Annotated in this window: 23 protein-coding genes and 2 tRNA genes; 11 read left to right on the plus strand and 14 right to left on the minus strand. The window is 41.0% G+C overall.

Annotated elements, in window-relative coordinates; translation table 11 throughout:
* From GR160_RS18685 to GR160_RS18695, 3 genes are all read left to right on the plus strand, one after another.
* A partial coding sequence (locus GR160_RS18685; protein WP_160751429.1) for a CusA/CzcA family heavy metal efflux RND transporter occupies nucleotides 1-2,542 on the plus strand: 2,542 nt, incomplete at its 5' end.
* 9 nt (nucleotides 2,543-2,551) lie between these two features.
* Entirely contained in the window at nucleotides 2,552-3,886 is a 1,335-nt protein-coding gene (locus GR160_RS18690; protein WP_160751430.1) for an efflux RND transporter periplasmic adaptor subunit, read from the plus strand.
* A gap of 25 nt (nucleotides 3,887-3,911) precedes the next feature.
* On the plus strand, nucleotides 3,912-5,819 hold the full coding sequence (locus tag GR160_RS18695) for a heavy metal translocating P-type ATPase (protein WP_202390823.1): 1,908 nt from the start codon (nucleotides 3,912-3,914) through the stop codon (nucleotides 5,817-5,819).
* Nucleotides 5,820-5,938: 119 nt separating this feature from the next.
* Here the strand turns inward: GR160_RS18695 and GR160_RS18700 are convergent, their stop codons facing one another.
* The 12 genes from GR160_RS18700 to GR160_RS18755 form a co-directional block, all read right to left on the minus strand.
* Nucleotides 5,939-6,355 (minus strand): VOC family protein, encoded by a 417-nt coding sequence (locus tag GR160_RS18700; RefSeq protein WP_202390824.1) that lies wholly within the window; start codon nucleotides 6,353-6,355, stop codon nucleotides 5,939-5,941.
* Nucleotides 6,356-6,596: 241 nt separating this feature from the next.
* Complete coding sequence (gene gcvH / locus GR160_RS18705) at nucleotides 6,597-6,977, minus strand: glycine cleavage system protein GcvH (protein ID WP_160751431.1); 381 nt, start codon at nucleotides 6,975-6,977, stop codon at nucleotides 6,597-6,599.
* Nucleotides 6,978-6,984: 7 nt separating this feature from the next.
* Nucleotides 6,985-7,677, minus strand: a complete 693-nt coding sequence (locus tag GR160_RS18710) for a metallophosphoesterase (RefSeq protein WP_160751432.1) — start codon at nucleotides 7,675-7,677, stop codon at nucleotides 6,985-6,987.
* Between the two features lies 1 nt (nucleotide 7,678).
* Nucleotides 7,679-8,449 carry a metallophosphoesterase gene (locus GR160_RS18715; protein WP_160751433.1) on the minus strand — a complete coding sequence of 257 codons (771 nt, stop codon included), beginning with the start codon at nucleotides 8,447-8,449 and terminating at the stop codon, nucleotides 7,679-7,681.
* 1 nt (nucleotide 8,450) lies between these two features.
* Nucleotides 8,451-9,533, minus strand: coding sequence for an ACR3 family arsenite efflux transporter (gene arsB / locus GR160_RS18720; protein WP_160751434.1), 1,083 nt, complete (start codon nucleotides 9,531-9,533; stop codon nucleotides 8,451-8,453).
* A gap of 14 nt (nucleotides 9,534-9,547) precedes the next feature.
* Nucleotides 9,548-10,396, minus strand: a complete 849-nt coding sequence (locus GR160_RS18725; RefSeq protein ID WP_160751435.1) for an arsenite methyltransferase — start codon at nucleotides 10,394-10,396, stop codon at nucleotides 9,548-9,550.
* A gap of 57 nt (nucleotides 10,397-10,453) precedes the next feature.
* On the minus strand, nucleotides 10,454-10,783 hold the full coding sequence (locus GR160_RS18730; RefSeq protein ID WP_160751436.1) for a helix-turn-helix transcriptional regulator: 330 nt from the start codon (nucleotides 10,781-10,783) through the stop codon (nucleotides 10,454-10,456).
* A gap of 69 nt (nucleotides 10,784-10,852) precedes the next feature.
* Nucleotides 10,853-11,602, minus strand: coding sequence for a hypothetical protein (locus GR160_RS18735; RefSeq protein ID WP_160751437.1), 750 nt, complete (start codon nucleotides 11,600-11,602; stop codon nucleotides 10,853-10,855).
* 157 nt (nucleotides 11,603-11,759) lie between these two features.
* Entirely contained in the window at nucleotides 11,760-12,995 is a 1,236-nt protein-coding gene (locus GR160_RS18740) for a site-specific integrase (protein WP_160751438.1), read from the minus strand.
* Nucleotides 12,996-13,295: 300 nt separating this feature from the next.
* Nucleotides 13,296-13,370 (minus strand) — tRNA-Pro (locus GR160_RS18745).
* An 8-nt stretch (nucleotides 13,371-13,378) separates the two neighbouring features.
* A tRNA-Ser gene (locus GR160_RS18750) sits at nucleotides 13,379-13,462 on the minus strand.
* A gap of 151 nt (nucleotides 13,463-13,613) precedes the next feature.
* The gene (locus GR160_RS18755; protein ID WP_160751439.1) at nucleotides 13,614-14,186 is read right to left on the minus strand and encodes a hypothetical protein; all 573 of its coding nucleotides are present in this window, start codon (nucleotides 14,184-14,186) and stop codon (nucleotides 13,614-13,616) included.
* A gap of 143 nt (nucleotides 14,187-14,329) precedes the next feature.
* Here GR160_RS18755 and GR160_RS18760 point away from each other — a divergent pair, with 143 nt between their 5' ends.
* The 6 genes from GR160_RS18760 (at nucleotide 14,330) to GR160_RS18785 (ending at nucleotide 19,870) form a co-directional block, all read left to right on the plus strand.
* Nucleotides 14,330-15,763 (plus strand): PQQ-dependent sugar dehydrogenase, encoded by a 1,434-nt coding sequence (locus tag GR160_RS18760; protein ID WP_160751440.1) that lies wholly within the window; start codon nucleotides 14,330-14,332, stop codon nucleotides 15,761-15,763.
* A gap of 77 nt (nucleotides 15,764-15,840) precedes the next feature.
* A complete protein-coding gene (gene def / locus GR160_RS18765; protein WP_160751441.1) occupies nucleotides 15,841-16,428 on the plus strand; it encodes a peptide deformylase in 588 nt (195 codons plus the stop codon).
* A gap of 61 nt (nucleotides 16,429-16,489) precedes the next feature.
* Nucleotides 16,490-16,936 carry a DUF5606 domain-containing protein gene (locus GR160_RS18770; protein WP_160751442.1) on the plus strand — a complete coding sequence of 149 codons (447 nt, stop codon included), beginning with the start codon at nucleotides 16,490-16,492 and terminating at the stop codon, nucleotides 16,934-16,936.
* Between the two features lie 308 nt (nucleotides 16,937-17,244).
* Nucleotides 17,245-18,018 (plus strand): nucleoside triphosphate pyrophosphohydrolase, encoded by a 774-nt coding sequence (gene mazG / locus GR160_RS18775; RefSeq protein ID WP_160751443.1) that lies wholly within the window; start codon nucleotides 17,245-17,247, stop codon nucleotides 18,016-18,018.
* Nucleotide 18,019: 1 nt separating this feature from the next.
* A complete protein-coding gene (locus GR160_RS18780; protein ID WP_160751444.1) occupies nucleotides 18,020-19,147 on the plus strand; it encodes a hypothetical protein in 1,128 nt (375 codons plus the stop codon).
* 147 nt (nucleotides 19,148-19,294) lie between these two features.
* Complete coding sequence (locus GR160_RS18785; protein ID WP_160751445.1) at nucleotides 19,295-19,870, plus strand: T9SS type A sorting domain-containing protein; 576 nt, start codon at nucleotides 19,295-19,297, stop codon at nucleotides 19,868-19,870.
* A gap of 76 nt (nucleotides 19,871-19,946) precedes the next feature.
* On the opposite strand, the gene GR160_RS18790 is transcribed toward GR160_RS18785, so the two are convergent.
* On the minus strand, nucleotides 19,947-20,546 hold the full coding sequence (locus GR160_RS18790) for a DUF1684 domain-containing protein (RefSeq protein ID WP_160751446.1): 600 nt from the start codon (nucleotides 20,544-20,546) through the stop codon (nucleotides 19,947-19,949).
* A 254-nt stretch (nucleotides 20,547-20,800) separates the two neighbouring features.
* The gene (locus GR160_RS18795; RefSeq protein WP_160751447.1) at nucleotides 20,801-21,019 is read right to left on the minus strand and encodes a hypothetical protein; all 219 of its coding nucleotides are present in this window, start codon (nucleotides 21,017-21,019) and stop codon (nucleotides 20,801-20,803) included.
* A gap of 86 nt (nucleotides 21,020-21,105) precedes the next feature.
* Between GR160_RS18795 and GR160_RS18800 the strand changes: the two genes are divergently transcribed.
* Together GR160_RS18800 and GR160_RS18805 are read left to right on the plus strand one after the other, a co-directional pair.
* Nucleotides 21,106-21,579: a GyrI-like domain-containing protein gene (locus GR160_RS18800; protein WP_160751448.1), complete on the plus strand. Its 474-nt coding sequence runs from the start codon at nucleotides 21,106-21,108 to the stop codon at nucleotides 21,577-21,579.
* Nucleotides 21,580-21,752: 173 nt separating this feature from the next.
* Complete coding sequence (locus GR160_RS18805) at nucleotides 21,753-25,811, plus strand: two-component regulator propeller domain-containing protein (protein ID WP_160751449.1); 4,059 nt, start codon at nucleotides 21,753-21,755, stop codon at nucleotides 25,809-25,811.
* Nucleotides 25,812-26,071: the final 260 nt, after the last annotated feature.

The following is a 26,071-nucleotide window of genomic DNA, read 5'->3' on the forward strand; positions in this document are numbered from 1 at the left end:
AATGATTGTAACCAAGATCGGTAGTGCTGAAATACCTACCGACCCCATGCCTATGGAGGCAGGTGACATGATTATCATCATGAAGAATAAAGACGAGTGGACTTCTGCCAAAACCACTGAAGAGCTGATGGCCAAAATGGAGGAAGCCCTGGAAGAAATACCGGGTGCCACTACCGAATTTTCCCAGCCTGTACAAATGCGTATGAATGAGTTGATGACTGGGGTTCGCAGCGATGTAGCCATTAAGATATTTGGCGAGGATATCGACAGGCTTGTAAGCGCCGGTGATGAAATAATGGAGCAGATACAGGGTATTAAGGGCATTACCGATGCACGCCCCGAACGTGTGGCCGGTTTGCCGCAAATTACCGTGAAATACGATAAAGATAAGCTTGCACTTTATGGCCTAAATGTGGGCGACCTTAACCGTGTGGTACGCATGGGTTTTGCCGGTGAAACAGCAGGTACAGTATATGAAGGCGAGAAACGTTTTGACCTTGTAGTACGCCTCATACAGGACAAAAGACAGGACATAAGCAACCTGAAGTCGTTATATATTACATTGCCATCAGGTAACCAGATACCACTGGAGCAGGTAGCCGATATAAAATTTGAAGACGGCCCTATGCAAATCAGCCGTGAAGATGGCCGCCGCCGTATTGTGGTAGGCTTCAACATACGGGGGCGCGATGTACAAAGCGTGGTAAAAGACATACAGGCAAAACTGGATAAAAACCTGAAACTTCCAGCGGGATACTACCTTACTTACGGTGGGCAGTTTGAGAACCTGCAGCAGGCCAACAAGCGCCTAATGGTAGCAGTGCCGGTAGCGCTGGGCTTAATTTTTATACTGCTATATTTTACATTTAAATCCATTAAGCAATCGGTACTCATCTTTACCGCGATACCGCTTTCGGCTATTGGCGGGGTATTTGCCCTGTGGATGCGCGGCATGCCGTTCAGTATCTCGGCGGGCGTTGGCTTTATTGCACTCTTCGGTGTGGCGGTGTTGAACTGTATCGTGCTGATTGCCTATTTCAATGAACTGAAAAAAGAAGGTATAACCGATATCTATGACCGCATAAGGGAAGGTACAAAAGTAAGGCTAAGGCCGGTATTGCTTACTGCTTCGGTAGCCTCGCTGGGCTTTTTACCTATGGCATTAAGCAGTGGTGCAGGTGCTGAAGTACAGAAACCTCTTGCTACTGTGGTTATAGGCGGGCTGGTAACCGCTACACTTTTAACCCTTGTGGTACTGCCTATATTGTATTATTTCTTTGAGAAAGGTTTTAAAGGGAATAACAATACTAAAAAGGGCGCAAAACTGGCGATAGTATTGCTTTTGGTGCTTCCTTTCGCAGGCTTCTCACAGCAGCAGCCCCTTACACTAGATAACGCCATAGCAACCGGGCTTAAAAATAACGGGGCTGTACAGGCTTCCAACCTTGATGTTGCGCGCCAGCAGCAATTACGTGGTACAGCATTTGATGCACCCAAGACGGAAATAAACGGTACGTTCGGGCAAATCAACAGCAGGGCACAGGATAAAAACCTCAGTATATCGCAAACGTTCAGTCCCTTCCAGTATGGTGCACGACGGAACCTGCTCAATGAAAACGTGAAGGCGGGCGAACTGCGCCTCGGGCAGACCAAACAGGATATTACTTTCGAGATCAGGCAAAGCTGGAATATGATGCTGTATTATATGCAGCTCAATAAAGTATTGGTCGAGCAAAACAGCCTGATGCAGCAGTTTGTGCGTGCGGCAGAGCTTAAGTTCCAAACCGGTGAAACCGGCTCATTGGAAAATGTAACTGCCAAAGCCAAGCAACTGGAACTACAGCAGCAGATAAAACAGAACGAGGCACTCATTGCCGTTGAGAAATCGAAATTGAAAACCCTTCTAAAACTTGATGGGGATTTTACAATATCAGAAACGGAGTTCAGGCCAAATGTTTTTGCTATAGGGCAAGACAGCACACAGGTATCTCAAAACGCTACACTACGCCTGGCACAGCAACAGGTTAATATAGCTACCGCAGAAAAGAAAGCGGAGCGCTCGCTGTTGCTGCCGGATATTTCAGCAGGCTATTTTATACAGTCGCTTACCGGTAGCCAGGAATGGAACGGTGTCAGTACGTATTATAACAATACACTGCGTTTTCAGGGATTCTCAGTGGGAATTAGTATACCACTGTTTTGGAATGCGTCGTCTGCCAGGATAAAGGCTGCTAATACCAATATCCAATTGCAAAAGGCCAATGCCGATTACCTCAAGGCTCAGCTTACCGGGAGCTATGAACAACAGGTAAAACAGCTGGATACTTACACGGCCATGCTGCAATACTATAACGATACGGCGCTGCCCAATGCCAATACCATTTCGGGTAATGCCACAAAGGCCTACCAGAACGGGGACATCAGCTACGTCGAATACGTGCAGGGGCTGGAAACATCTCTTGCTATCCGTATCAATTATATCAATGCTATCAATAACTACAACCAGGCTGCCATTAACCTGCAATACCTGCTTAATCAATAATATACAGCAATGAAAAACATAAAATTTAAAACCGTACTTTATATAATACTGGGCCTTGCCGCGGTAGTCCTGATTGATTATTACCTCTTACGCAATACCAAAGAGGAAGAAGGCCATGACCATGGCACGGAGCAGGAAGCTACCGGCGAGAAAAAAGAAGAAGGTGCTGCTGCCAAGGAAGTGGAGCTGAACGAAGCGCAATTCAAGGCTTCTGCTATTGAACTGGGAACGTTCTCGCAAAAGAACCTTAGTGAGGTGATCAATGCAAACGGCTATACCGAACTACCTCCACAGAACCAGGCAGATGTATCGGTGCACTTAACCGGGGTTGTGTCAAAAATAAATGTTATCGAGGGGCAACGCGTTACCAAAGGCCAGGTGCTTGCCGTAGTAGAGAGCCCTGAATTTGCTAAACTTCAGGAAGCTTATGCTACATCTAAAAGCAACCTTGAATTCCTGAAACTGGAATTTGAGAGGCAAAAGACACTGAGTGAGGAAAACGTAAACTCTAAAAAGGTTTTCCAGCGTACAAAGGCCGATTATGAAACGGAGCAAGCGCGTTTTGCATCATTGGGCAAGCAATTGTCGTTACTGAACCTGAACAGCAATTCGGTAACGGCTTCAATGCCGCTTATCGCACCTATTTCGGGGTACGTAACCAGTGTTAATATCAAAATTGGCAGCAATGCCGAAGTTGGCAAGCCGCTTTTAAGCATTGTTGACAACTCCAAGCTGCATGTCGACCTTTTGGTATATGAAAAAGATTTGGGTAAGGTGAAGCCGGGGCAAGCCATACGCTTTGTGCTTACCAACCAGGATGACAAGGAAATCAAAGGCAAGGTATTTAATGTTAGCCATTCTTTTGAAAACGAAACCAAGTCGGTAGCCGTACATGCTGAAATCCTTAATCCCGGCCCGAGCCTAATACCCGGTATGTATGTAAATGCGCTGATTGATGTGGGTGCTAACGTTGTGCCGGCATTGCCTAATGAAGCCATTGTAAAGGCTGACGGCAGGGAGTATATTTTTGTCCTGGATGAAGGGCATCAGGAAGAAAGCCATGACGGACAAAAAGGCCACAGCCATGAGGACGGGGATACCCATAAAGATGCCCATGACGAAACAGAAGGGCATTCGCATAACGACGGTGATACCCATGAAGACGAAGGGACAATCTACCATTTTAAACGTGTTGAAGTGAAAACAGGTACTTCGCAACTGGGCTATATACAGGTAACTGTGGTAGAACCTTTACCTAAGGATGCGAAGATAGTCCTTAAAGGGGCATATTACATACAAAGCCACCTGATCAAAAGTGCCGGTGGTGGCGGGCATGAACATTAATACATTTCATAAAAATTTATCCATCATGCAAGATTTAAAAGGAACTAAGCCACAAACTCCCGCAAAGAAAGTGGATGAAAATAGTTTTAATAAGCATTTGCCATTACTTAGTGCAATCGCCATACTCTTCCTTATGCTTGGGTTAGAATATGGGTTCAATATTATCCCTTCTTTTCCTACAAACCTTATCATATATGCCGTGGCATTTATCCTTTCCGGCTATAATGTATTAGGCCTCGCATGGCGAAAAGCAAAGCGTTTCGATTTCTTTAATGAATTTTTCCTGATGAGTGTGGCAACCATTGGTGCTTTTGCTATCGGGTCTTACAGTGAGGGTGTTGCCGTAATGGTATTCTATTCTATAGGTGAATGGTTTCAGGATGCTGCTGTAGACCGGGCAAAAAGGAGTATCAAAGCCCTACTGGATATCAGGCCAGACAGTGTGACGGTTGTTCGCAATGGTGAACGTAGTGTTGTCGACCCAAAGACCGTCGCTGTTAATGATATTATTGAGGTGAAGCCCGGTGAAAAAGTAGCCCTGGACGGTGAAATGTTTTCAGATTCAGCATCTTTCAACACGGCTGCCCTTACAGGGGAAAGTAAACCCGACACAAAGCGAAAAGGCGAAGCGGTTTTTGCGGGGATGATCAACCTCGATAAGGTTACACAGGTAAAAGTAAAGGCCCTGTTTAATGACAGCAAGTTAAGTCAGATATTGGAAATGGTACAAGATGCCACTTCACGTAAATCGAAGACGCAGCTATTCATCAGCAAGTTCGCAAAAATATACACCCCAATTGTTTTCGCACTCGCAATATTGCTCTGCTTTTTGCCCTACTTTTTTGTTTCTGACTACGATTTTCAGCAATGGTTTTATCGCTCTCTGGTGTTTTTGGTAATTAGTTGCCCATGTGCATTGGTGGTTTCAATCCCATTGGGATATTTTGGTGGTATAGGCCTTGCCTCACGTAACGGTATTCTTTTTAAAGGTTCAAATTTCCTTGATGTGATGACACAAGTTAACACTATCGTTATGGACAAAACCGGTACACTTACTAAAGGGGTCTTTAAGGTACAGGAAATTTCATCCGAAGTACTTCCAACGGAAGAATTGCTGAAGTATGCTGCGGCGTTGGAAAGCAACTCAACACATCCAATAGCGAAAGCTATTGTAGATTACGTTGATGGTAAATCTTTACTGCAAGCGGAAAATGTCGAGGAAGTACACGGTCATGGATTAAAAGGCTTAATTGACGGAAAGGCTATATTAGCAGGCAATAGCAAGTTACTGAAGAAGTTCAATATTAGCTATCCGACAGAAGTGGATGCTTTAGTCGATACCGTCGTGGTTATAGCAATTGAAAACCGCTATGCAGGCTTCATCACGATTGCTGACGAAATTAAAGAAGATGCTGTGAATACCGTCAAGCAGATGCACCGGATGGGTTTACAAACCGTGATGCTCTCCGGAGACAAACAGGCTGTAGTAGATAAAGTGGCGAATGCTTTAGGAATTGATGAGGCCTACGGTGACCTACTGCCTGAAGGAAAGGTACAGAAAGTACAGGATATTAAAAATGCAGGAAAACTTATTGCATTTGTTGGCGACGGTATAAATGATGCTCCCGTAGTAGCGCTCGCGGATGCAGGAATTGCTATGGGTGGCCTTGGCAGTGATGCGACTATTGAAACAGCAGATATAGTAATTCAAAACGACCAGCCATCTAAAATTACAGCAGCAATTAATGCAGGAAAGATAACCAAGCGCATTGTATGGCAAAATATTGGATTGGCTATGGGGGTTAAAATTATCGTATTAGCGTTGGGTGCCGGGGGGATTGCCAATCTTTGGGAAGCTGTCATTGCTGATGTGGGGGTCGCCTTGTTAGCAATCCTTAATGCAGTTAGAATACAAAAAATGAATATCATTTAAAGGTTATTGCCGGGTGTATGCCCGGCATTTCTTCTCATAATATAATGATAAAAAAGGTTTCTTACATAGTTTCTTAGTTATTATATACCCATCAATAATAGCAAGGTTGAAGAAAAGAGCTAGTCCATCTCCTCATAAAAAGTAATAAGATTTCCGTAGAGATCAGATATAGAGAAGTCTCGTTGCCCCCAATATTGTTCTCTAATGATGGTATTTTCATTATGAAGTATGTCCCGTGTTTTATATTCTTTAAATAATCCATCTATATCTGATACTTCAACCCTACAGCTTGCTGTTCCCGCGAGAAAAGATTCTGCACCACTCCAGACAGGTTTCAAAAAAAGCAGTAGGCTTCTGTATTTCCAGCTTTTGTCGCACGAAGCCCAAAGATGAATCTCTAATTCATCGCGTACAATTATGGCAAAACTTTCCTCACGGTGACGAACTTTAAATCCCATCTTATTTTCATAAAACTCAATTGCTTGGGAAATATTAATTACTGGAAGTGCCGGGATACTTTTTTTAAATTTAATCATGGCCAATATGAAAAAGGGAATAACTTAAAATAGTCCATACAAATTTAAAAAAAAATAGAGTTTTCATCTACTACTATCAGTAGGTTTCTATGTTCATTTTAACTAAATGTATTGGAGGTGAGCAAGGCCAGTGATTTATACAATTCTCCACATAATCAATCAAAATAAGTCCAATATATCAATTAAAACTTTTGATAAATTGCTGCGTTTTGCATTCTCTAAAAGCAATAGCAGTTACTATTTATTGCTCTACGAGTGCTTTATAATCCTCATAACTTAGTAAAGACGTTATGTCTGAGCCATCATTAATTTGAATTTTTATCATCCACGCCGCCCCAAATGGATTGCTATTAACTAATTCTGGCTGTTGCAGTAACACCTGATTTGTTTCAATTACTTTGCCTCCGACAGGCATAAAAAGTTCGTTGGTTGTTTTAACAGCCTCCACAGCTCCAAATATTTCATCGTCCTCAAAGTTTTGCCCAACGTTTGGCAAGTCAACATACACAATTTCCCCAAGCTGGTTTTGCGCAAATTCTGTAATGCCAATTGTACCAATACCGCCGTCCACTGAAAGCCAGGTGTGTTCTTTAGAGTAGTATAATTTTTCAGGAAATTCCATAACTTATTTAGTTTGCGTTTATTAATCTTTCGGCTAAATCATCAGGAAGCGGGCTTCCCTTTATCCCGTTGACTGCTTTATCAATATCATAGGGGATACGGATAAATTCAACCCTTACAGTATCTGGATGCATTGACGAGCTATCCCCATTAAGGGTAAGCAATACATAACAAGCCTTTGGGTTACCATCTTTGGGCTTGCCCACTGAACCTGTATTGATTATGTGCTTAAAATTATCTCCGTCTTTGATAATACGGTGGTACGGTTTATGGGAATGCCCAACACATAGTATATCGGCTTTAGCTTCCTTCATCATATCCAGTACATAGCTTTCTTCAAGGTCTTCGAGTAAATATTCGTTCACGCTTCGGATACTGCCATGCGCCATAACAATAGTAAGGTGGTCGTTGTTGAGCCGGTATTCTAATCGGAGGTGTGCAGGGAGGGTTGCCAGAAATTGCCTGTTTTGTTCTGAAACCAGTTCATAAGCGTAGCCGCTGTTTTTTAAATCATGGTTGCCCCTGATGGCTGCAATTCCACGCCTGCGCAACTCATTAATTACCTCATTAGGCCAAATATTGTATCCTATCAGGTCGCCAAGGCAATAAATCGCATCGACCTGCTGCCTTTCAGCATCCGCCAAAAATGCTTCAAAAGCAGGAAAGTTGGCGTGTACATCGGAAAAGAGTGCTATTTTCATGTTAACCGTTTCTAAGCATTGCTGCGTATTCGTTAGGGAGTGGGCTGTTTTCTACTGCCTGTGCTGCTTTTTCAACATCATATTCAAAGCGGATAAATTCCACTTTAATACTATCCTTATAGTTAATACCACTGTTTGCATCTACATGCAATAGCACATAACCACCACGGGGGTCTTTGTCTTTCGGTTTCCCTACTGAGCCGATATTTACGGCATGGCGGTAATGGTTGGCATCTTCGCTGCCGGAATTTAATACCCTATGGTAAGGCTGGTGGGTATGCCCAAAACATAATACATCGGCATCTGCCTGTTCCATAATACGTAGCATGCTTTTTGCATCCCGGTCTTCAAAAAGGTATTCGTTTACCTTACGTGGGCTGCCGTGGACTAGTAACACGTTCAGTTTTTCATTGTTTAGCTGGTATTCCAAACGGATGTGTGCCGGAAGCGTGCGCAGGTAAGCACGTTGGGCATCGCCAACAATTTCGTTGGTATAGGCAATAGATATTTTGCCCATTGCTTTTTCATCCTCTGTCTTATAGGCACAGCCACAATCATCGCTTGACCGCCCTATGCCAAAGTCATAGTTTCCTGCAATAGTCGGGATGCCGCGCCTGCGGATCTCGTCGATTACTTCATTAGGCCATATATTGTAGCCCACCAAATCCCCCAGGCAATAAATCGCATCGGGCTTGTGTAGCGCAACGTCTGCAAAAAATGCTTCCAGGGCAGGTAGGTTGGCATGAATGTCGGAAAAAAGTGCAATTTTCATCTTAAATTGTTTTTACGTTTTTAGTGGTGTAGTATTTTTTACGGAAGTAAAAGGCAAGGTTCACAAGGGCGATTAATGCAGGCACCTCCACAAGTGGGCCAATGACCCCTGCAAAAGCCTCGCCTGAATTGATACCGAATACCCCAATTGCTACTGCGATGGCCAGTTCAAAATTATTCCCGGTAGCTGTAAAGGCTATTGAGGTGGCACGGCTGTAATCTGCCCCAAAACCTTTCCCGATAAAGAAACTCAGTATGAACATCAGGGCAAAGTATATTACAAGGGGGATTGCGATGCGCACCACATCCAACGGTATCTGTACGATAAGCTGGCCTTTAAGGCTAAACATCACTACAATAGTGAACAGCAGGGCAATAAGTGTAATAGGCGATATGAAGGGAATGTATTTGTCCTGATACCACGTTTCCCCCTTTAGCTTTATTAAGGCGTAACGGCTTATAAAGCCCGCTGCAAAAGGAATTCCAAGGTATATCCCAACGCTTTTGGCAATTTCGCCAATGCCGATATTTACCGATAATCCGTCCATCCCAAACAAAGGAGGCAGTACTGTAATAAAAAAGTAAGCATATACGCTGTACAGCAGTACCTGAAAGATGCTATTTAGTGCAATAAGGCCAGCGGCATATTCACGGTTCCCATCTGCCAGTTCATTCCATACTACCACCATTGCGATGCAACGTGCCAGGCCGATTAAGATAAGCCCTACCATGTAGGAGGGATGGTCGCCCAAAAGGGTAATAGCAAGGATAAACATAAGGACTGGCCCCACTACCCAATTCAGCAGGAGTGATGCGGTCAGCACTTTAGTATCCTTAAATACCTCGCCCATATTCTCATATTTCACTTTTGCAAGCGGAGGGTACATCATTAGGATAAGCCCGATGGCTAAAGGTATATTTGTTGTACCGGTTGAATAGGAGTTAATAAATGTTGCCGATGATGGGATAAAATAACCCACGCCTACACCTATGGCCATCGCGAAAAAAATCCAAAGGGTAAGGTAACGGTCAAGGAAGCCCAGCTTTTTGCGCTCGGCTACAGGAAAACAATTGTTTACAGACATAATAAGGTTAGGGATTAATTACAGCATCCAGGTTCACAACAGGCATCAGTATCTTTTGGTTTTTCGGCATAAACGGTTATGCTAAAAATGCCAGCGCCATTGTCTTTGTATCCGGCCAGTTCATCACCGCTCAGGTGTTGCGCCAAAATATCATTGGGAATTGTAATGCTTTTTTCTTTTTGGACACTTATGTCTACAAACCCATTGGCTTTTATCAGTTCTATGTAAGCTTGTTTTTGTATGGCACCTGAAACGCATCCGGCATACATTTCTGCACTTTCTTTAAGGGCGTCGGGTAATTCGCCGATTAGCACAACATCGGATATACTGAAGTGGCCACCGGGTTTAAGCACCCTGTAAATTTCTTTGATGACTGCATCTTTGTTGGGTACAAGGTTCAATACGCAATTGCTCACAATAACATCGGCAACATTAGCTGTTACAGGCATGTGTTCAATATCGCCATAGCGGAACTCAACATTATTGAAACCCAGTTTCTCGGCATTGGCACGCGCTTTATTAATCATAGCCTCGGTAAAGTCAACACCGATTACCTTGCCTGTTTCCCCTGTTTCCGCCCTTGCGATAAACGCATCATTTCCTGCGCCTGAACCCAGGTCGATTACTACATCACCTTTTTTAATTTTTGCAAACTGGGTAGGCAGCCCACATCCCAATCCAAGGTCAGCATCAGCATTGTAGCCCTCCAAATTCGTGTAATCATCACTCATAATGTTGTATACTTCGGTACTGCATCCTGTTGCACCACAACATGAAGCCTGGTTGTCTTCCTTATCCTGCAAGGCGATTTCACTGTATTTGTTTCTAACCAGCTCTTTTAGGTCTTTTTCTGTATTTTCCATATTTTGGAATTTAATTGTTTTATTGCAATATTACGATTGATTTGGGTAAAAAAACACCTAACAACAAGCATCAGGGTTTTTATACGAAGTAAACAGCCCGCCGATTTCTTCCTGAAGCGTTGCCCACGCTTTGGGCTCTATACAATAACAAACGCTCACGCCTTCAATGGTGCCCTGTATCAGGCCAGCATTTTTTAACTCTTTAAGATGTTGCGATATGGTAGCCTGTGCAAGCCCAAGCTCATTTACTAAATCGCCACAGATACAGGCATTGGCTTTAATTATATATTGCAGTATGGCAATACGCGCAGGGTGTGCGAGTGCTTTAAGCATTACTGCAAGCCTGTTCTGTTCTTCCGTGAATATTTCTGTCTTTGTTAATCCCATAATTATATTGCAATATTACGATTAATTTTGTTGCTACCAATTTTTAGGCTATTTTTTTAAGAAAAAAAATCAAGGTTGAATCCTGAAGTGTTTGTGCTTGTCTTGTATCGGGCGGTATTTAGTACCTGGATTGTCCTTATTTGCAGGGAAATAACTACGGAGGGTCTGCTGGTTAATATCCTCATCACCATGTTGGAAGTATCTGCATATCAACTTTACCCATACCATCTCAGTAGAAGGCCGTAACAGCCGCACGCCATCTTTATCAGGAAGCCTGAGTTCACCAAGTTGCTGTATAACATCGACAAGTGTGTAGAGGTAGCCCTTTGTAATGCGGATTTTTTGGTCGGTCTCAAATACCTTCATGTCTTTGAGAAGCTGTTCCTTTAGCGCAAGCTGCTTTTTAAGCTCATTAATTTCAGAATTATATCGGGTAATGGTAATGTCTACAGGGTCAAGGTATCCATAGGCATTTATGGATATAAGATAATCCCGGAATACGCGCAGCATTTTAAGGTTAGCCCGGTTACGTCCGTGATTACGGGAAAAAGGCGATTCTTTTCTGAGGGCTTCTATATGGTCGGCTACAATTTCACGCACATGGGTATAAAACTCTGCTTCGGTACATTTACCGTTACTTACAGCGTATTTTAAATGATAGCCATAAAACGCTTCCTGTTCATCGTTGCCTATCTGATATAACCTTGCCAGGAAATGGTTATCATCATATAAGTTCCAAAAGCCTACCGGGCTGCCAATATCATAGCGGTGTTGCCTTTTCCTGAATGGACGGCGCATTTTGAAATAGGTATCTTTCATAGCAATTACTTTTAGAAATTTACACTAATGCAAAGAGGCAGCCATAAAAGACTGCCTCTAACAAAGGTACGAAATTATTTTCCTGTGAATTGGGCAGACGGTGTCTGACCTTTTGAAAAGCGCAGACACTGTCTGCGCTTTTCAAATAAGTGTCTTCCTATCCTAAAGCGACGTTCAGCCGTTCTTGTAGCCTTCCCATATCTTCACTCAATTTACTTTCAACAACCTTGGCATAAATCTGTGTAGTCCGGATACTGGTATGCCCAAGCATCTTGGAGACACTTTCAATCGGTACGCCGTTGCTCAGGGTAACGGTTGTTGCAAATGTATGGCGGGCAATATGAAACGTCAGTGTTTTGGTTATACCACATACATCTGCAATCTCTTTCAGGTAACCATTCATGCGTTGGTTAGAGATTACAGGAAATACGGTACTGCTGTACTGTGCCCGTGGGTCATCTTTATATTTATCGACTAATACTTTTGCCTGTGGTAACAGCGGTACACGGACACTCGTATCTGTTTTAACCCTGCTGGTTGACAGCCAAAGTCCACCGTCAATACCTTTGATGATATTTTCTTTGGTGAGCTGTGTCATGTCAATGTAGGCAAGGCCAGTATAGCAGCTAAACAAGAACATATCACGCACATGCTCCAGCCTGTCAATTTTAAATTCCTTGTTCGCAAGGCTTGCAAGTTCTTCTGCATTCAGGCACTGGCGTTCCACTTTATCAAAGTGCTTTTTAAAACTGGCAAAAGGGTCTTTAGGCAGCCAGTCTAAAGTGATGGCAAGGTTTACCATCTTGCGCAGTCTCTCAATGTGTTTCATAATTCCATTGTTGTTAAGGGGCTTTTGATGGTCTTGGGGTATGTAGGTAGCGAGATAGCTCTCAAAGTCCATTACAAAGCGGTAATTGAGTTCTGCAAGGGCAATATCATTCCGCTTGTACTTATCCTTGAGGAACTTTTCAATATACCTTTGTGTAGTATGGTAATTCTTCATCGTACCGGGCGCAAGCTTATGAGCTGCCTCCTGATTGTGGTAGGCTATGAGTTTACCAAGTGTCATCGTTTCTTCACCACCACCTATAAACAAGGATTTTACCGTATCTACAGTGACGGTCTTGCGCTGCTGCACCAAATCATTATAGCCGTCGGCTATAATAGTGCGTACACGTTCAATGTGGCTATTGAGTTTTATAATCTCTTCACGCTTACCTTTTGCTCGTCCCTTTACATCATCCCAATCTTTAGGCTGTACCTTTTGTTTAAGGGAGATTTCAGACCTTCTTCCATTTACCGTTATGCGGGCATAGACGGTCGCTTTTTCATTCTTTTGCTGCTTAGGCATCCTGATAACGAACTGGATACCAAATGTGTTCTTGCTTTTCATACCAAATACATTTTGGGTTAAACTGATACATTTTGCCCGAACCTGCTCAAAAGTGCTCACAGAAAGCGGATAAAAAGGGTATCAAACCGTAACAAAAAGCATTGAAATAATCGACACAATAACCTGTAATACAATTATTTAACTGCTAATAGGTGAGTAAATTTAAAACTTCAAATTCGCTCACGCAATTGCTCACATTCAGATTGATATTCTTTGGTATTTACTGGTATGGAATAAAAACAAAAAACCCGCAAATACTGATGATTTGCGGGTTTTTGACTGCCATTGAAGGCTTTTTAGTCGGGGTGGCAGGATTCGAACCTGCGACCTCCTGGTCCCAAACCAGGCGCGATGACCGGGCTACGCTACACCCCGAAAAGAAGCGGAGAGACAGGGACTCGAACCCTGGCGACGATTACTCGTCGACAGATTAGCAATCTGCTCCGTTACCACTCCGGCACCTCTCCTCCTTTATTTTGCATCGGGGTTAATCCCTTTTTGCGGTTGCAAATGTAATGCATTTATTTAATTGTTTGCAACTATTTTTAAAGGTTTTTTACTTTTTTTTGTATCTAATTTTAAAAGTATTTAACAATCAGTTAACTACAGTGTTTAAAATTATTGTATGCATTTCAATGTATTTATAAAATACTGCTCAGGATAATATTTTTGTCCCATACTTTCGCTTTGAAGCTCTTTTTTGATGTTATAATCTATAGTTTCGGTAGCATATTTTACCCTTATAAAGCTAATGGCCGATTTGTCAAGGTCTTCAAAAGAGTTTTTGGTAAACAAAAAGCTTCCTGTCAGTACTCTTATATTGTTTTGCTCATTGCTGTCATACATAAGGCTGCCACAAACTTCTTCACTCGCACTAATAAGAGTAACTATTTTTCCGTTGGCAAGTTGTATAAAAATTCTTGAGGCCTTATCGATACACTGCACTTTAGGGAAATCTTTTCCTTTAGCCAGCAATTGAAAATTAAGTACTGGCACTCCCTGAGTGTTGGAGAGCGAAAAGAAAACAAATTGAGAGTTACCGGCAAAAACCTTTTCATGCATCAGGTATTCGCGCGTAGTTTTTATTTCCTGGCCGTCTTCTTTATCGGTAACTGTATATTTACACTCGTCTTCCTGTGCACTAAGGGTTAGTGTTAGCCCCATTATGAGGGCAACAAAAAATGATTTCATTAATTTACTATTATAAAACTGAGCCCAAATATAAATAAATTTAACTAAGCCTCGCTTAAAGATTCATTATCTGTAATAATACAGATTGATAATTTTGGGAACCATAAAAAAATGGTAGTTTAGCAACAAATATTTCTCCCACCATGAAAAAAGTTCCTTTTGTTGCATTGTTGCTCGCTGTGGGCACTATAGTTCATTTTAGTTTTAAAAGCTCTAATGATTATAAGCCTGTAGTAAACGACGTTGTTGCAGTTGTCAAAACCCCTGCCGAAAATTATGCTAATTACTGCGCTGGCTGTCATGGCGAAAAAATGGATGCATTTACCGACAGGCAATGGAAACACGGCAATAAGCTTGAAGATCTGATTAAGGCTATTAAAATTGGTTATGCAGATGAAGGCATGCCGGGCTTTAGTAAAGCGTTTACCGATACCGAGATCAAAGAACTGTCGGAATACATTCTTAAAGGGATAAAAAATGTAGAAGCATATAATTTTGACAATGCACCTGTAGGTAATGTATTTAAAAGCGATAAACTTACAGTAAAGACAGAGGAAGTAGCAACCGGTATAGATGTGCCCTGGGGTATTGCTTTTTTACCCGGAGATGAGCTGCTGGTAACCAACCGCAATGGAGAGCTTTATCGTGTTAAGGATAAAAAGAAAACAGCCATAGCGGGTGTACCGCAGGTTTTGGCGGAAGGACAGGGAGGATTGCTTGATGTTGTTCAACATCCTGATTATAAGAATAACAGCTTTATTTACATAAGCTACTCTAAGCCTAAAAAAGAGAATGGCAAAACCCTTGCAACTACAGCCGTAATGCGTGCAAAACTTAAAGGCAACCAACTTACAGACCAAACTGTAGTGTTTGAGGCATTGCCCTATGCGTCTACAAGGCATCATTATGGCAGCCGTTTAGTGTTCGATGCTAAAGGTTTTCTGTTTATATCGGTAGGCGAGAGGGGCAACGAAAAGCAAAATCCGCAAAGCCTTGACAATAACCAGTTAGGTAAAATTCACCGTATAAAAGACGACGGAAGCATACCTGCTGATAATCCGTTTAAAGACAAAACGGGTAAGCCTACAACACTTTATACCTATGGCAACCGCAATCCGCAGGGGTTGGCTATACATCCTGCAACAGGTGTGCTATGGGAAAATGAGCATGGTCCGCGCGGAGGAGATGAAATAAATATTATACAGCCGGGCATTAACTACGGTTGGCCTGTTACCAGCTATGGAATTAATTATGACGGAAATATAATTACCGATAAGACCACTGCTCCCGGCATAAAGGATCCTGAGTTGTATTGGCTGCCTTCTATAGGGCCGTCTGGTATGGCGTTTGTAACCGGAGATGTTTACAAACCATGGAAAGGCGCAGTTTTAATAGGTTCGCTAAGGTTTAAATATTTAAACCTGTGCTATCTTGACGGTAACAAAATTACGGGGCAGGAAAAACTGCTTAAAAACATTGGCCGCCTGCGCGATGTAAGGGTAGGGCCGGATGGCTATATTTATGTTGCAGTAGAAAAACCTGCGGCAGCAGTGTATAGGCTGGTTCCTGTAGAATAATTTTTTATGCAGAATAATTTACTATTTTTGCACTAAAATTGAGGCATTGCATAGCATGCCCTTAAAGTATAACTAACATGATATTACCTATAGTAGGATATGGCGATCCGGTGCTGCGTAAAAAAGCGGTTGATGTAACGGCAGAGCATCCTAGCCTTAAGCAAATAGTAGCCGATATGTATGAAACCATGTATAAAGCCTATGGCGTGGGGCTTGCTGCACCACAGGTAGGTCTTTCTATACGTGTTTTTGTTATAGATACCCGTCCGTTTAGTGAAGACGAAGATCTTAGCAAAGAAGAGCAGGAGCAACTGGCTGGTTTTAAAAAGACCTTTATAAATGCTACTATACTTAAAGAAGAGGGCGACGAATGGTGCTTTAACGAAGGCTGCCTTAGTATACCCGAAGTGCGTGAGGATGTGTACCGTCATGAAAAAATTACCATAGAATATTACGACGAAGATTTTAATAAACATACCGAAGTTTATGATGGCCTTATAGCCAGGGTTATACAGCACGAATATGACCATATAGAGGGTGTTTTGTTTACCGATAAAATATCATCGCTTAAAAAGCGTTTGATACAAAAGAAACTGCAAAATATTATGGAAGGCAAAACAAGACCTGATTATAAAATGAAATTTGTTGCCAAAAAAGGCAGATAATTTTTGTTTTTAAACCCAAACATTAGATATTTGCCATCCCATAAAAAAACAAGAAGACAAAATGAGCATTGAAAAGATATTAGCTATTTCGGGCAAGCCGGGATTATATGAACTTAAATTACAAACAAGAACAGGCTTTGTAGCCGAATCGCTTGCTGATGGCAAAAGGGTAACCGTTGGTCTTCGCAGTAACGTAAGCCTTTTATCTGAGATATCGGTTTATACTTACGAGGGCGAGGTGCGCCTTAGCGAGGTTTTTCGTGCCATAGCCGAAAAAGAAGACAATGGCCCTGCAATTTCTCATAAAGAAGATAATGCTACCCTTGAAACGTATTTTAGGGAAGCACTGCCTGCCTTTGATGAGGACAGGGTGTATGCATCTGACATTAAAAAGATACTTAACTGGTACAACATGCTGCAGGCACGTGGCCTTGTAAACAAAGAAGCTGTTGTTGATACTGCTGCTGAAGAAGCTCCTGCTGCCGAAGAGGTAAAAGCAGAAGAATAGTATTCTTTAAAAGATATGTTGAATCCTGCTGTTTTATTAATGGCAGGATTTTTTATTTGTTTATGGTGGTAAGAAGTATTTTTATCGGTACATTTTAATTATGATGCGTTTTTCTTGAAGTTTAGCCACGAATTACACTAATTTTCACAGATTCGAGTAAATTTTGATTTATGATTTTTTATAAAATTAAAATTGGTGCAATTTGTGTAATTCGTGGCAAAAATTTTCATAGTGCATTTGCCGTGACAAATTAATAAACCTATTAGGTATAAAGCCTTAGTATTTTTACTTTTACACAAAATTTCAGCATGAACACAAGACAACAACAGCTTGATGCCTTTGGCAGGCTACTGGACATAATGGACGACCTTAGGGCTAAATGCCCCTGGGATAAAAAGCAAACATTGCAAAGTCTGCGCCATCTTACTATAGAAGAAACGTATGAACTTGGCGATGCGATACTGAATAACGATCTTATAGAGGTAAAAAAAGAGCTGGGCGACCTGTTACTGCATCTTGTTTTTTATGCTAAAATTGGTAGTGAAACCGGAGATTTTGACATTGCCGATGTAGCCAACGGCATTTGTGATAAACTGATTTACCGCCACCCACACATTTATGGCGATGTGGTTGTTGAAGATGAAGAGCAGGTTAAGCAAAACTGGGAAAAACTAAAACTTAAAGAAGGTAAAAAAAGTGTATTGGAAGGTGTGCCAAACGGCCTACCAGCCTTGGTAAAGGCCAGTCGCATACAGGATAAAGCTAAAGGTGTGGGATTCGATTGGGAAGAGTCAAGCCAGGTTTGGGATAAGGTTCAGGAAGAACTGAGTGAGTTTCATGATGAGGTACAGGCAGGTGATAAAGACAAGATCGAGGCCGAATTTGGCGATGTATTGTTCTCGCTTATCAATTATGCCCGCTTTATAAATGTAAACCCTGAAGATGCCTTAGAGCGCACTAATAAAAAGTTTATTAAACGTTTTACTTACCTGGAAAGTAAGGCAGGAGAATTAGGCAAGTCGTTACAGGACATGACGCTGGCCGAAATGGATGTGTTTTGGAACGAAGCCAAGAAATTGTAAGATGAAAAAAATACTGTTTGCATTACTGCTGGTCTCGGCTGCTGCCTTTGCTCAAAAAATAACTGTTGCCGATTTACAGCTTAAACTTGAGCCGTCGGATACTCAGGAGTTACTTTATGGTTTTGCCGAAGGCGACCGCATTATTTTTACGGTTGAAGAAGCTAACGGCAATTATGTTAGCGAGGTGAGTGTTGTGCAATATCCTGAAACTTTTAAATACAAAGGGCAGAATGTGAAAAAAGAAAAAGCCCGGGAGTTTACAGTTGCTAACAAAGGTGTTTTTGCATTCAGGTTTACCAATAGTACTAAGGGCAGGCGTGTGTGTAATGTTGCCATAATTCGTGTGCCTAAATCATCCAATACTAAAAACTTTAATACTGCGGTAAAATGGGTAACCAAACAGGACACTATTTATAAGTCGGTTACAAAAGATGTTGTTTCGGGATACGATACGTTATATGTTCAAAAAACGAGAAGGGTTGTTGCTTCTGAAAAGAAATTTGAAGAAATTGTACTTGACAAAAGCCAACGCGTTAGTGCTAAAAGCTCGCTGGGCGATACTAAGACCTTTGTAGATTTTACGCTGCCGTTAAACGCCATTACCAAAGACGAAACCAAAAAAGTGGTTGCCTGGGCTTATTGGGTTGGGGTAGGAGAAGAAAGCAATGAATTTTGGAAACAAAACCGTAAAATGATTGTAGGTGCAGTTCAGGGTGCTGCAACCTATTTTACAACTCCATTAGGAGGAATTGCAGCCGGAGCTGCTACCAATTTAGCCTTACCTGTTATTGGCGAAGATGTACAGTATGCTTTGGTAAACGAAGCTAATAATAAGCTGTTTTTAGACGATAAACCTTATAAATCATATGATGCCGGTAAGGGTGTGGCTGCTTATAAACGTTTTACAGATGCTGGCATACAGCAGGGCAGGTTTTTTATGGCTTTGGCCAACGATAATCTAATACAGCCTATAGATGTTAACGTAAAGGTTTCGGCTATTATAGAACATATTAAGTATAAGGACGAAAAATATACCGACACTACCATCACACCACGTTATACCAAAAAGATAGTAAGCGAACCCGAAATTGTTTCAAACAAAATTCCGGTTACGTTTGATTATAGGTAAGTACAAAAATCATATACTAAATTATAGTCGGCATATTCTAAATCAGTTAACGGGTTTACTCATCGGGTAAATTGTTTTCCTGAAAATAGTCGTTTGTTTGTAGCGTATTATATTGATACGCAACCAGAAACTAAAAACAAATTGACAATGAAAACAAAATTACTATTTACATTCCTTTTAGGAACCACCCTGTCTATGAGTGCACAGGAAACCCACATGATCAACTGGTTTAGGGGGGTAACTGCAAATGCCGCCTCAATGACCGTTAATACCGGAGATACCGTAATGTGGATGCTAACCGATGCCATGCCTCACACAGTAACCACCTCTGCCGGATCGGCCGAAGCCTTTGACAGTGGCATGCTAACAGCAGGCAGCAATTACAGCCATACGTTTACTACTGCAGGTACTGTGCCTTATGTGTGTTTATTTCATGCTAATATGAGCGGTGTAATAACCGTACAGGGTGTTGCAGGAATTAAAGATGCTAAGGCTTCAGGGTTTAGTTTTTTTCCAAATCCGGTGTCTAACATTATTACCCTTAGCGACAATGACGTTATAGACCATGTATCGGTTTTCGATATGGCAGGCAGGCAGCTATTTGAAGCCAACAGTACTACTGCTGTTGTAAAAGTATATATGGACAATTATCCGGCCGGGACTTATACAATAAAAGCCAGTATGGGAGAAAAATTTAAAATGGTAACTGTAGTAAAGCAATAGCTTTAAGATTAAGATATTGAACTGATTTAAACTTTTTTGATTGAAGCGAAAAAGTTTAAATCAGTTCATTTTTTTACTATTTTTTGTAGGCTTTAACACCTGCTTTAATATCGGTGTCCAAAAAGTTTTGCGATGGCGGTATAGGGCACGAATAATCATGATTGTATGCGCAATACGGATTATAAGACCTGTTAAAATCAATTTGTACTGTTTCGCCTTTTGGCATTTTCATATCAATATACCTTCCTCCGGCATAGCTGCCGTTCCCGTTCGTATTATCTGTAAAAGGCAGGAATAAATAGTCTTTATATTCTTCCAGCTTCATAAGGTCTGTGCTCTGAAAAACATCGAGTTTAAACGCTTTGCCGTTTAAGGTGAAACTTAGTTCTCCATACTTAGCATATTGTGCTTTGCGCCCTGTAGTAGTAGCCATATAAAAAGGCTTTTCGTTTGGAGTGCGTTTTATTTTTGCAGTAACACAATATTTAAGGTCTACAGCATAAAAATCTAATGCTTTAAAGGTTTTAATATCGGTTTTTGTAAGTGGCGATGTAGTTGGGTCGGCATATTCTGCATTAAGCTTTTTTTGTGCTTCTTTAGAGGCTGCCTCGCTGCATTCCTGTGCATTGCTAAAAGTTATTGAGAAGAACAGTGCAGCAGCAAACAAAATTTTCATAACGTTATTTTTTACAAAAATACACAATAGGTCAGTTTCTGTCAGTATTTATTTATGCTCATTTTGTTAATATTTAAGTAATTCCTAAAGAGTTGAATTCTTTAAATGATAAATATTTCCTAAATCCCTCCCGGTTTTAGTAATCATTTTACAGAAGTTTAAAGTTACTTTTCTGAAAAACAGCTCTTTGCCTATTTTGTTTAGGTGTGTTTTTAGCATTGCTTTAATAATAAGATAAAAATGGTTTGCTAACTTTATACTATACAAAGGTTTATACCTGTTTTAGTGCCTGTCAAACGAAGACGACGGGTTGGCAGGCTGCCGGGGAGGTTGTAACGGGCGCTGCACTTTCCACCCGTTCGTGCAGGGCATTTTAAACTAACGTCGGCGCGCAATTGCGGAAACCGATCAGCAACACGGCAGCAGGCAGGCAGTATGAAAAAAGGACAGGTAAACTGGAATGCTGCTTTCAAAGCAGTTTAAAAATACGTAAAAGCCATTCGGAACCGGGGTAGTTCCGGATGGCTTTTGTTATATTGCAACATCTAAGAGTTAACCTATGAACCCCGAAATAACTACACGTGCAGAGACTTTTCTTATAGGCAAAAAACAGATTATGTCGCTTGCAAATAACACTACTCAAAGTTTATGGGCTAGTTTTATGCCTTTATTGAGCACCATTCCAAACAGGTTAGGGGTAGATAGATATTCCGTACAGATATATCCTGAAAACTATTTTATTAATTTCAATCCGGTTACGGTTTTTGAGAAATGGGCTGCTGTAGAGGTAAACTCTCAAAAAGATATACCGATTGGTATGGAAGTATTAACTGTGCCCGAAGGTTTGTATGCTGTATTCCATTATAAAGGCAACCCTTCAAACGGAGCAGAAGTGTTTAAGGAAATTTTTACGGTATGGCTGCCACAGTCGGGCTATAGTTTGGATAACAGGTCTCATTTCGAAGTTTTGGGAGACAAATATAGAAATGCCAGTGATGACAGTGAAGAGGAGATTTGGATACCTATTAAGTAAAAATTTGTTTTGATAATAATGTATTTTTTACTTCTCATATTAGTAGCAATCAGTCGTATTGATGTGGTTTTTTTGTGATATACTTAAAAAAATAGTTTTTACTTTTTATATGTAGTATATTTACGGGCAATTTTTATATGTAAGCTTCCTGTTGAAGCATTTGACCGGGCCTGATGAAACGACTTCTTCTCTTTGTAATTTCCATACTGCTGTTATATTCTTTAAAGGTGCAATGCCAGGAGCTGCCATTGACGTTTTTAGATATAACCAATGGGCTGTCCAACAACTCGGTTATTACAATGCACCAGGATAATAACGGGTTTATGTGGTTTGGTACCTACGATGGACTTAACCGCTACGACGGCTATAATTTTAAAGTGTACCGCAACCGTATTGGCGACACTACATCGCTTATTAGCAACACCGTTTATTGCATTCAGGCAGATACCAAAAACAATATTTGGGTTGGTGGTTCAAAAGGAGCAGCAGTGCTCGACCAGATTTCGGGTAAGTTCACTCCGCTGACATATAGTTTGGGTAAAAAACAAAAAGCATTAAGTGATATCACCCATCAGATAAAACTAATAAAAAACGGAAATGTATTAATTGCGACCCAAAAAAGTGGTCTTATCGCTTTTAACAAAAATACTCATGCAGGAACATTAATTGAACTGCGGGTAAACAATAAAAGAATAAACAGCTATGATGCGCTTGCTATTGAGCCTGTTGTAAATTCTAAGTTCTGTTGGGTGTTTGTAAAAAACATAGGGCTTTGTAAATATGATACAGATACCGATAAGTTGAGTTTGCAATATGCTTCTGATCTTAAAGTAAACTGCCTTGAAACGGCAGGCAATAATAACTTATGGCTTGGGGCAGATGATGGCTTTTATTTTTATGATGCAGCTACAGGATCACTCTCTGCTAATTTTATGGCAAATAAAAGCAGTGTAACCAATATCCTTAACGAAAAAGGCACACTATGGATAGCTACCGATGGGGCAGGGGTGTACACCTATAATAAATCAGGAGGAGCAGTTCCTTATAAAAATGGCGATGCACGGATTGTAAAGAGTAACTCGGTTTGGAGTTTATATCTTGACGATAAAGCCAATAAATGGATAGGCACGCTTAGGGGAGGCATAAGTGTTATAGGTGCCCGTCCCATAGCTTTTAAGCACATAAAATATAAAGGGAGCGATGTTGCTAACCCAACGGAGAATTTTATACTCTCGTTTTGCGAAGATGAAAAAAATAACCTGTGGATAGGTACAGACGGAGCAGGCCTTCGCTATTGGGACAGAAAAAATGACACGTATGTTTCTTATAATAAATCGGCTGCGAGCCGCTATAAACTGTCGAGTAATTTTATTACCAGTATTATAAAAGATCCTGTAAACCGCATTTGGCTGTCTACCTGGGCTGGAGGTGTAAACAGGATAGACCCCAAAAATGGCTCTATAGAATATTTTTCGTGCTACAACCCCGAAACAAAACAGGTAGAAAAAAATGTTTGGTTTTTATATCAGGACTCAAAGAAAAATATTTGGGCAGGAGCCACTAACGAAGGCAGCCTTTACAAATTTAACAATGCAACAAACAGTTTCGAATTGTTTTCTTCGGCCATAAACAACCTGCAATGCCTTATAGAAACCAAAGACGGCAAACTGTGGGGAGGAAATTATACCTCTCTTATAAGTATTGATCCTAAAACCGGGCAAACTAAGAATTTCAGTGTTGGTTATCCGGTAAGGTGTGTACTTGAAGACAGGCATAACAATTTGTGGATAGGCACACAGGAAGGAGGCCTGTTGCTTTTTGAACGTAAAAAGGGTAAATTTTCGAGATTTACCACAGAGAGTGGTCTTACGGGCAACACAGTATTAAGACTGTTGGAAGATAAAAACGGCAACTTATGGATGAGCACCTACAACGGGCTTAGTCGGTTTAATTATAGTACAAAAACAAGCAGGAACTTTACCGTATCAGACGGATTACAAAGCAACCAGTTTAGTTTTAATGCCGGTTTGGCACTCTCGTCCGGCGAGTTTTTATTTGGAGGTATTAATGGTTTTAATATTTTTTATCCTAATACAATAAATGAGGCTGCACAAGCTATTCCTATACGTTTAACGGGGCTATTGGTAAACAATAACCCCATTCAGGAAAAAGACGGTTATGTAACCGCACAGCAACAAGGACAAATAAAAAATATACAACTGCCCTTTGAGCAAACCAATCTGTCTATAGAATATGTTGCCCTTGACTATGCAAAAGCCGGTGGCGAAACCTATTCTTATTTGTTGGAAGGCTGGGATGAACATTGGAGTTACAGCGACAATGGGCGTAAGGCAAACTACACCCACCTGCATGAAGGGAATTATATTTTTAAAGTTCGTACCCGTAATGCTAACGGAAAATGGGATAAAGCTGTGCCTTTGCTCAACATTCGGGTTTTGCCTCCATGGTATAGAACATGGTGGGCGTATGCATTATATTGTGTTACTGCTGCAGCTATTGTATATGCCTACATTAGGTACAACAGAAGTAAAGTGATGATGAAGTATAAAGTAACCATTGAGCAAATGGAACGCAAAAAGGAGAAGGAGCTTGCTGATAAGCAGCTTTCTATGTTTACTTATATTTCGCACGAGTTCCGTACGCCACTTTCGTTAATAATAGATCCTTTAAAAAGGGGCTTGAAAGAAAATATGGTAAACGCTGGCTTTAAGAACGATCTTGCCGTGGCACACCGTAATGCCCGACGTTTGCTTAGTCTTGTAGATCAATTGCTGCTTTTAAGGAAGGCAGAGAGCGATGCCGATGCCCTGAAGCTATCTGAGATAAACTTAAATGAACTTTGCCATGAGGTGTTTGAGTGTTTTACAAATCAGGCAAGGGAGCGGGAAATAACCTATAGTTTTGAGGCTACGCCAGAGCCTGTCTACATTACAGGCGATTATGAAAAGATTGAGATTTCTCTGTTTAACCTGATGTCTAATGCGTTTAAACATACGGCAAACGATGGAATGATCATGTTGAAAATAACTGAGACAGATCAAACGGCATCGGTTATAATATCAGATACAGGCAGTGGTATACCTGAGGCCGAACTGCCTTTTATTTTTGATAAGTTTAAACAGGCTAAGTCGGTTTCGTCTGCTTCCGGGTTTGGTATAGGGCTGTTTATAGTGCGCAATTTTATAGAAAAGCACAAAGGTTCTATAAATTGTACCAGTGTTGTGGGGCAGGGAACAAGTTTTGCAATACAGTTTAAAAAAGGGCGGGATCATTTTGCCGATATGCCAGTAACCAATGTAGCTCCTAAAATGTCGGGACTTGTAGAAGAGCTTATGGGTGACAGCCTTCCTGAGCAGGAAACAATACCCGAAGTTGTTGAAAATATTGCCAACACCCTTGAGCCTGAATTGCTGAGTGAAAAGAAAACGGTGCTTATTGTAGATGATAATACAGATGTGAGAAACTATCTGGCAAAATTATTTGCACCCTCTTATATTATTTATACTGCCGAAAACGGACTTGAAGGACTCAAATTAGTACAAAAGCATTTGCCCGATCTGGTAATATCTGATATCGCCATGGAAGGTATGGATGGCCTTGAACTGTGTAAAAAAATAAAGGAGAACGACGAGCTAAATCACATCCCCGTTATATTGCTAACGGCATCGGCCAATAACGAAACCCATTTACAGGGAATTAACGAAGGCGCAGACGATTATATTACCAAGCCTTTTGACAGCGATATACTTCTGGCTAAATCGGAAAGGCTCATAAAAAGCCGCAAAGACCTTCGCCGTTATTTCCTGGACAGCATTACCTTAAAGGAAAATACATTGAAAGTTCCCGAAGAATATCAGGAGTTTCTTAAAAAATGTATAGAGGTTATAGAGGCCAATATAGACAATGGCAATTTTACCATTAAAGACTTTTCCAGGCTTATGGGCATGGGGCACCGCACACTGTATTCTAAAATAAAGCTTATTTCGGGGCAAACGCTTAATGCCTTTATAAGATCAGTAAAATTAAGGCGTGCCGCAGTTATAATGCTTACCGAAAATATAAACATAGCACAGGCTGGAGCGCGTGTTGGGTTTGAAGACCAAAAATATTTCAGGCAGCAGTTTGTAAAATTGTTTGGCATTACCCCATCCGAGTACATCAAAAAATATAAGAACTCTTTTAACCAGGACCTGAATATTGTAAACAGGTAGGGTATCTCCGCTTTCAATTTTAATATTTACAGCATCATTTTTATCCTCTTTATAAGATTTAAAAATGATGCTGTATAGTTTTATCTCGTACACACCGTAGCGAAACCGTTATATAAGTTCCGATTTCAAAAAGTCAAATTAAAGCGCTTAAAATAAATTTTGTTTAAAAAAAGGTAATGGTTTGTGGTTTTTTCCAATTTACACCCTCTATTATTCCAATTTATCCCCCATCGAAATGGTTTATCCCCCCTTACTTTGCA

Origin of the sequence: Flavobacterium sp. Sd200 (assembly GCF_009826935.1) — a bacterium.
Lineage (GTDB): Bacteria > Bacteroidota > Bacteroidia > Flavobacteriales > Flavobacteriaceae > Flavobacterium.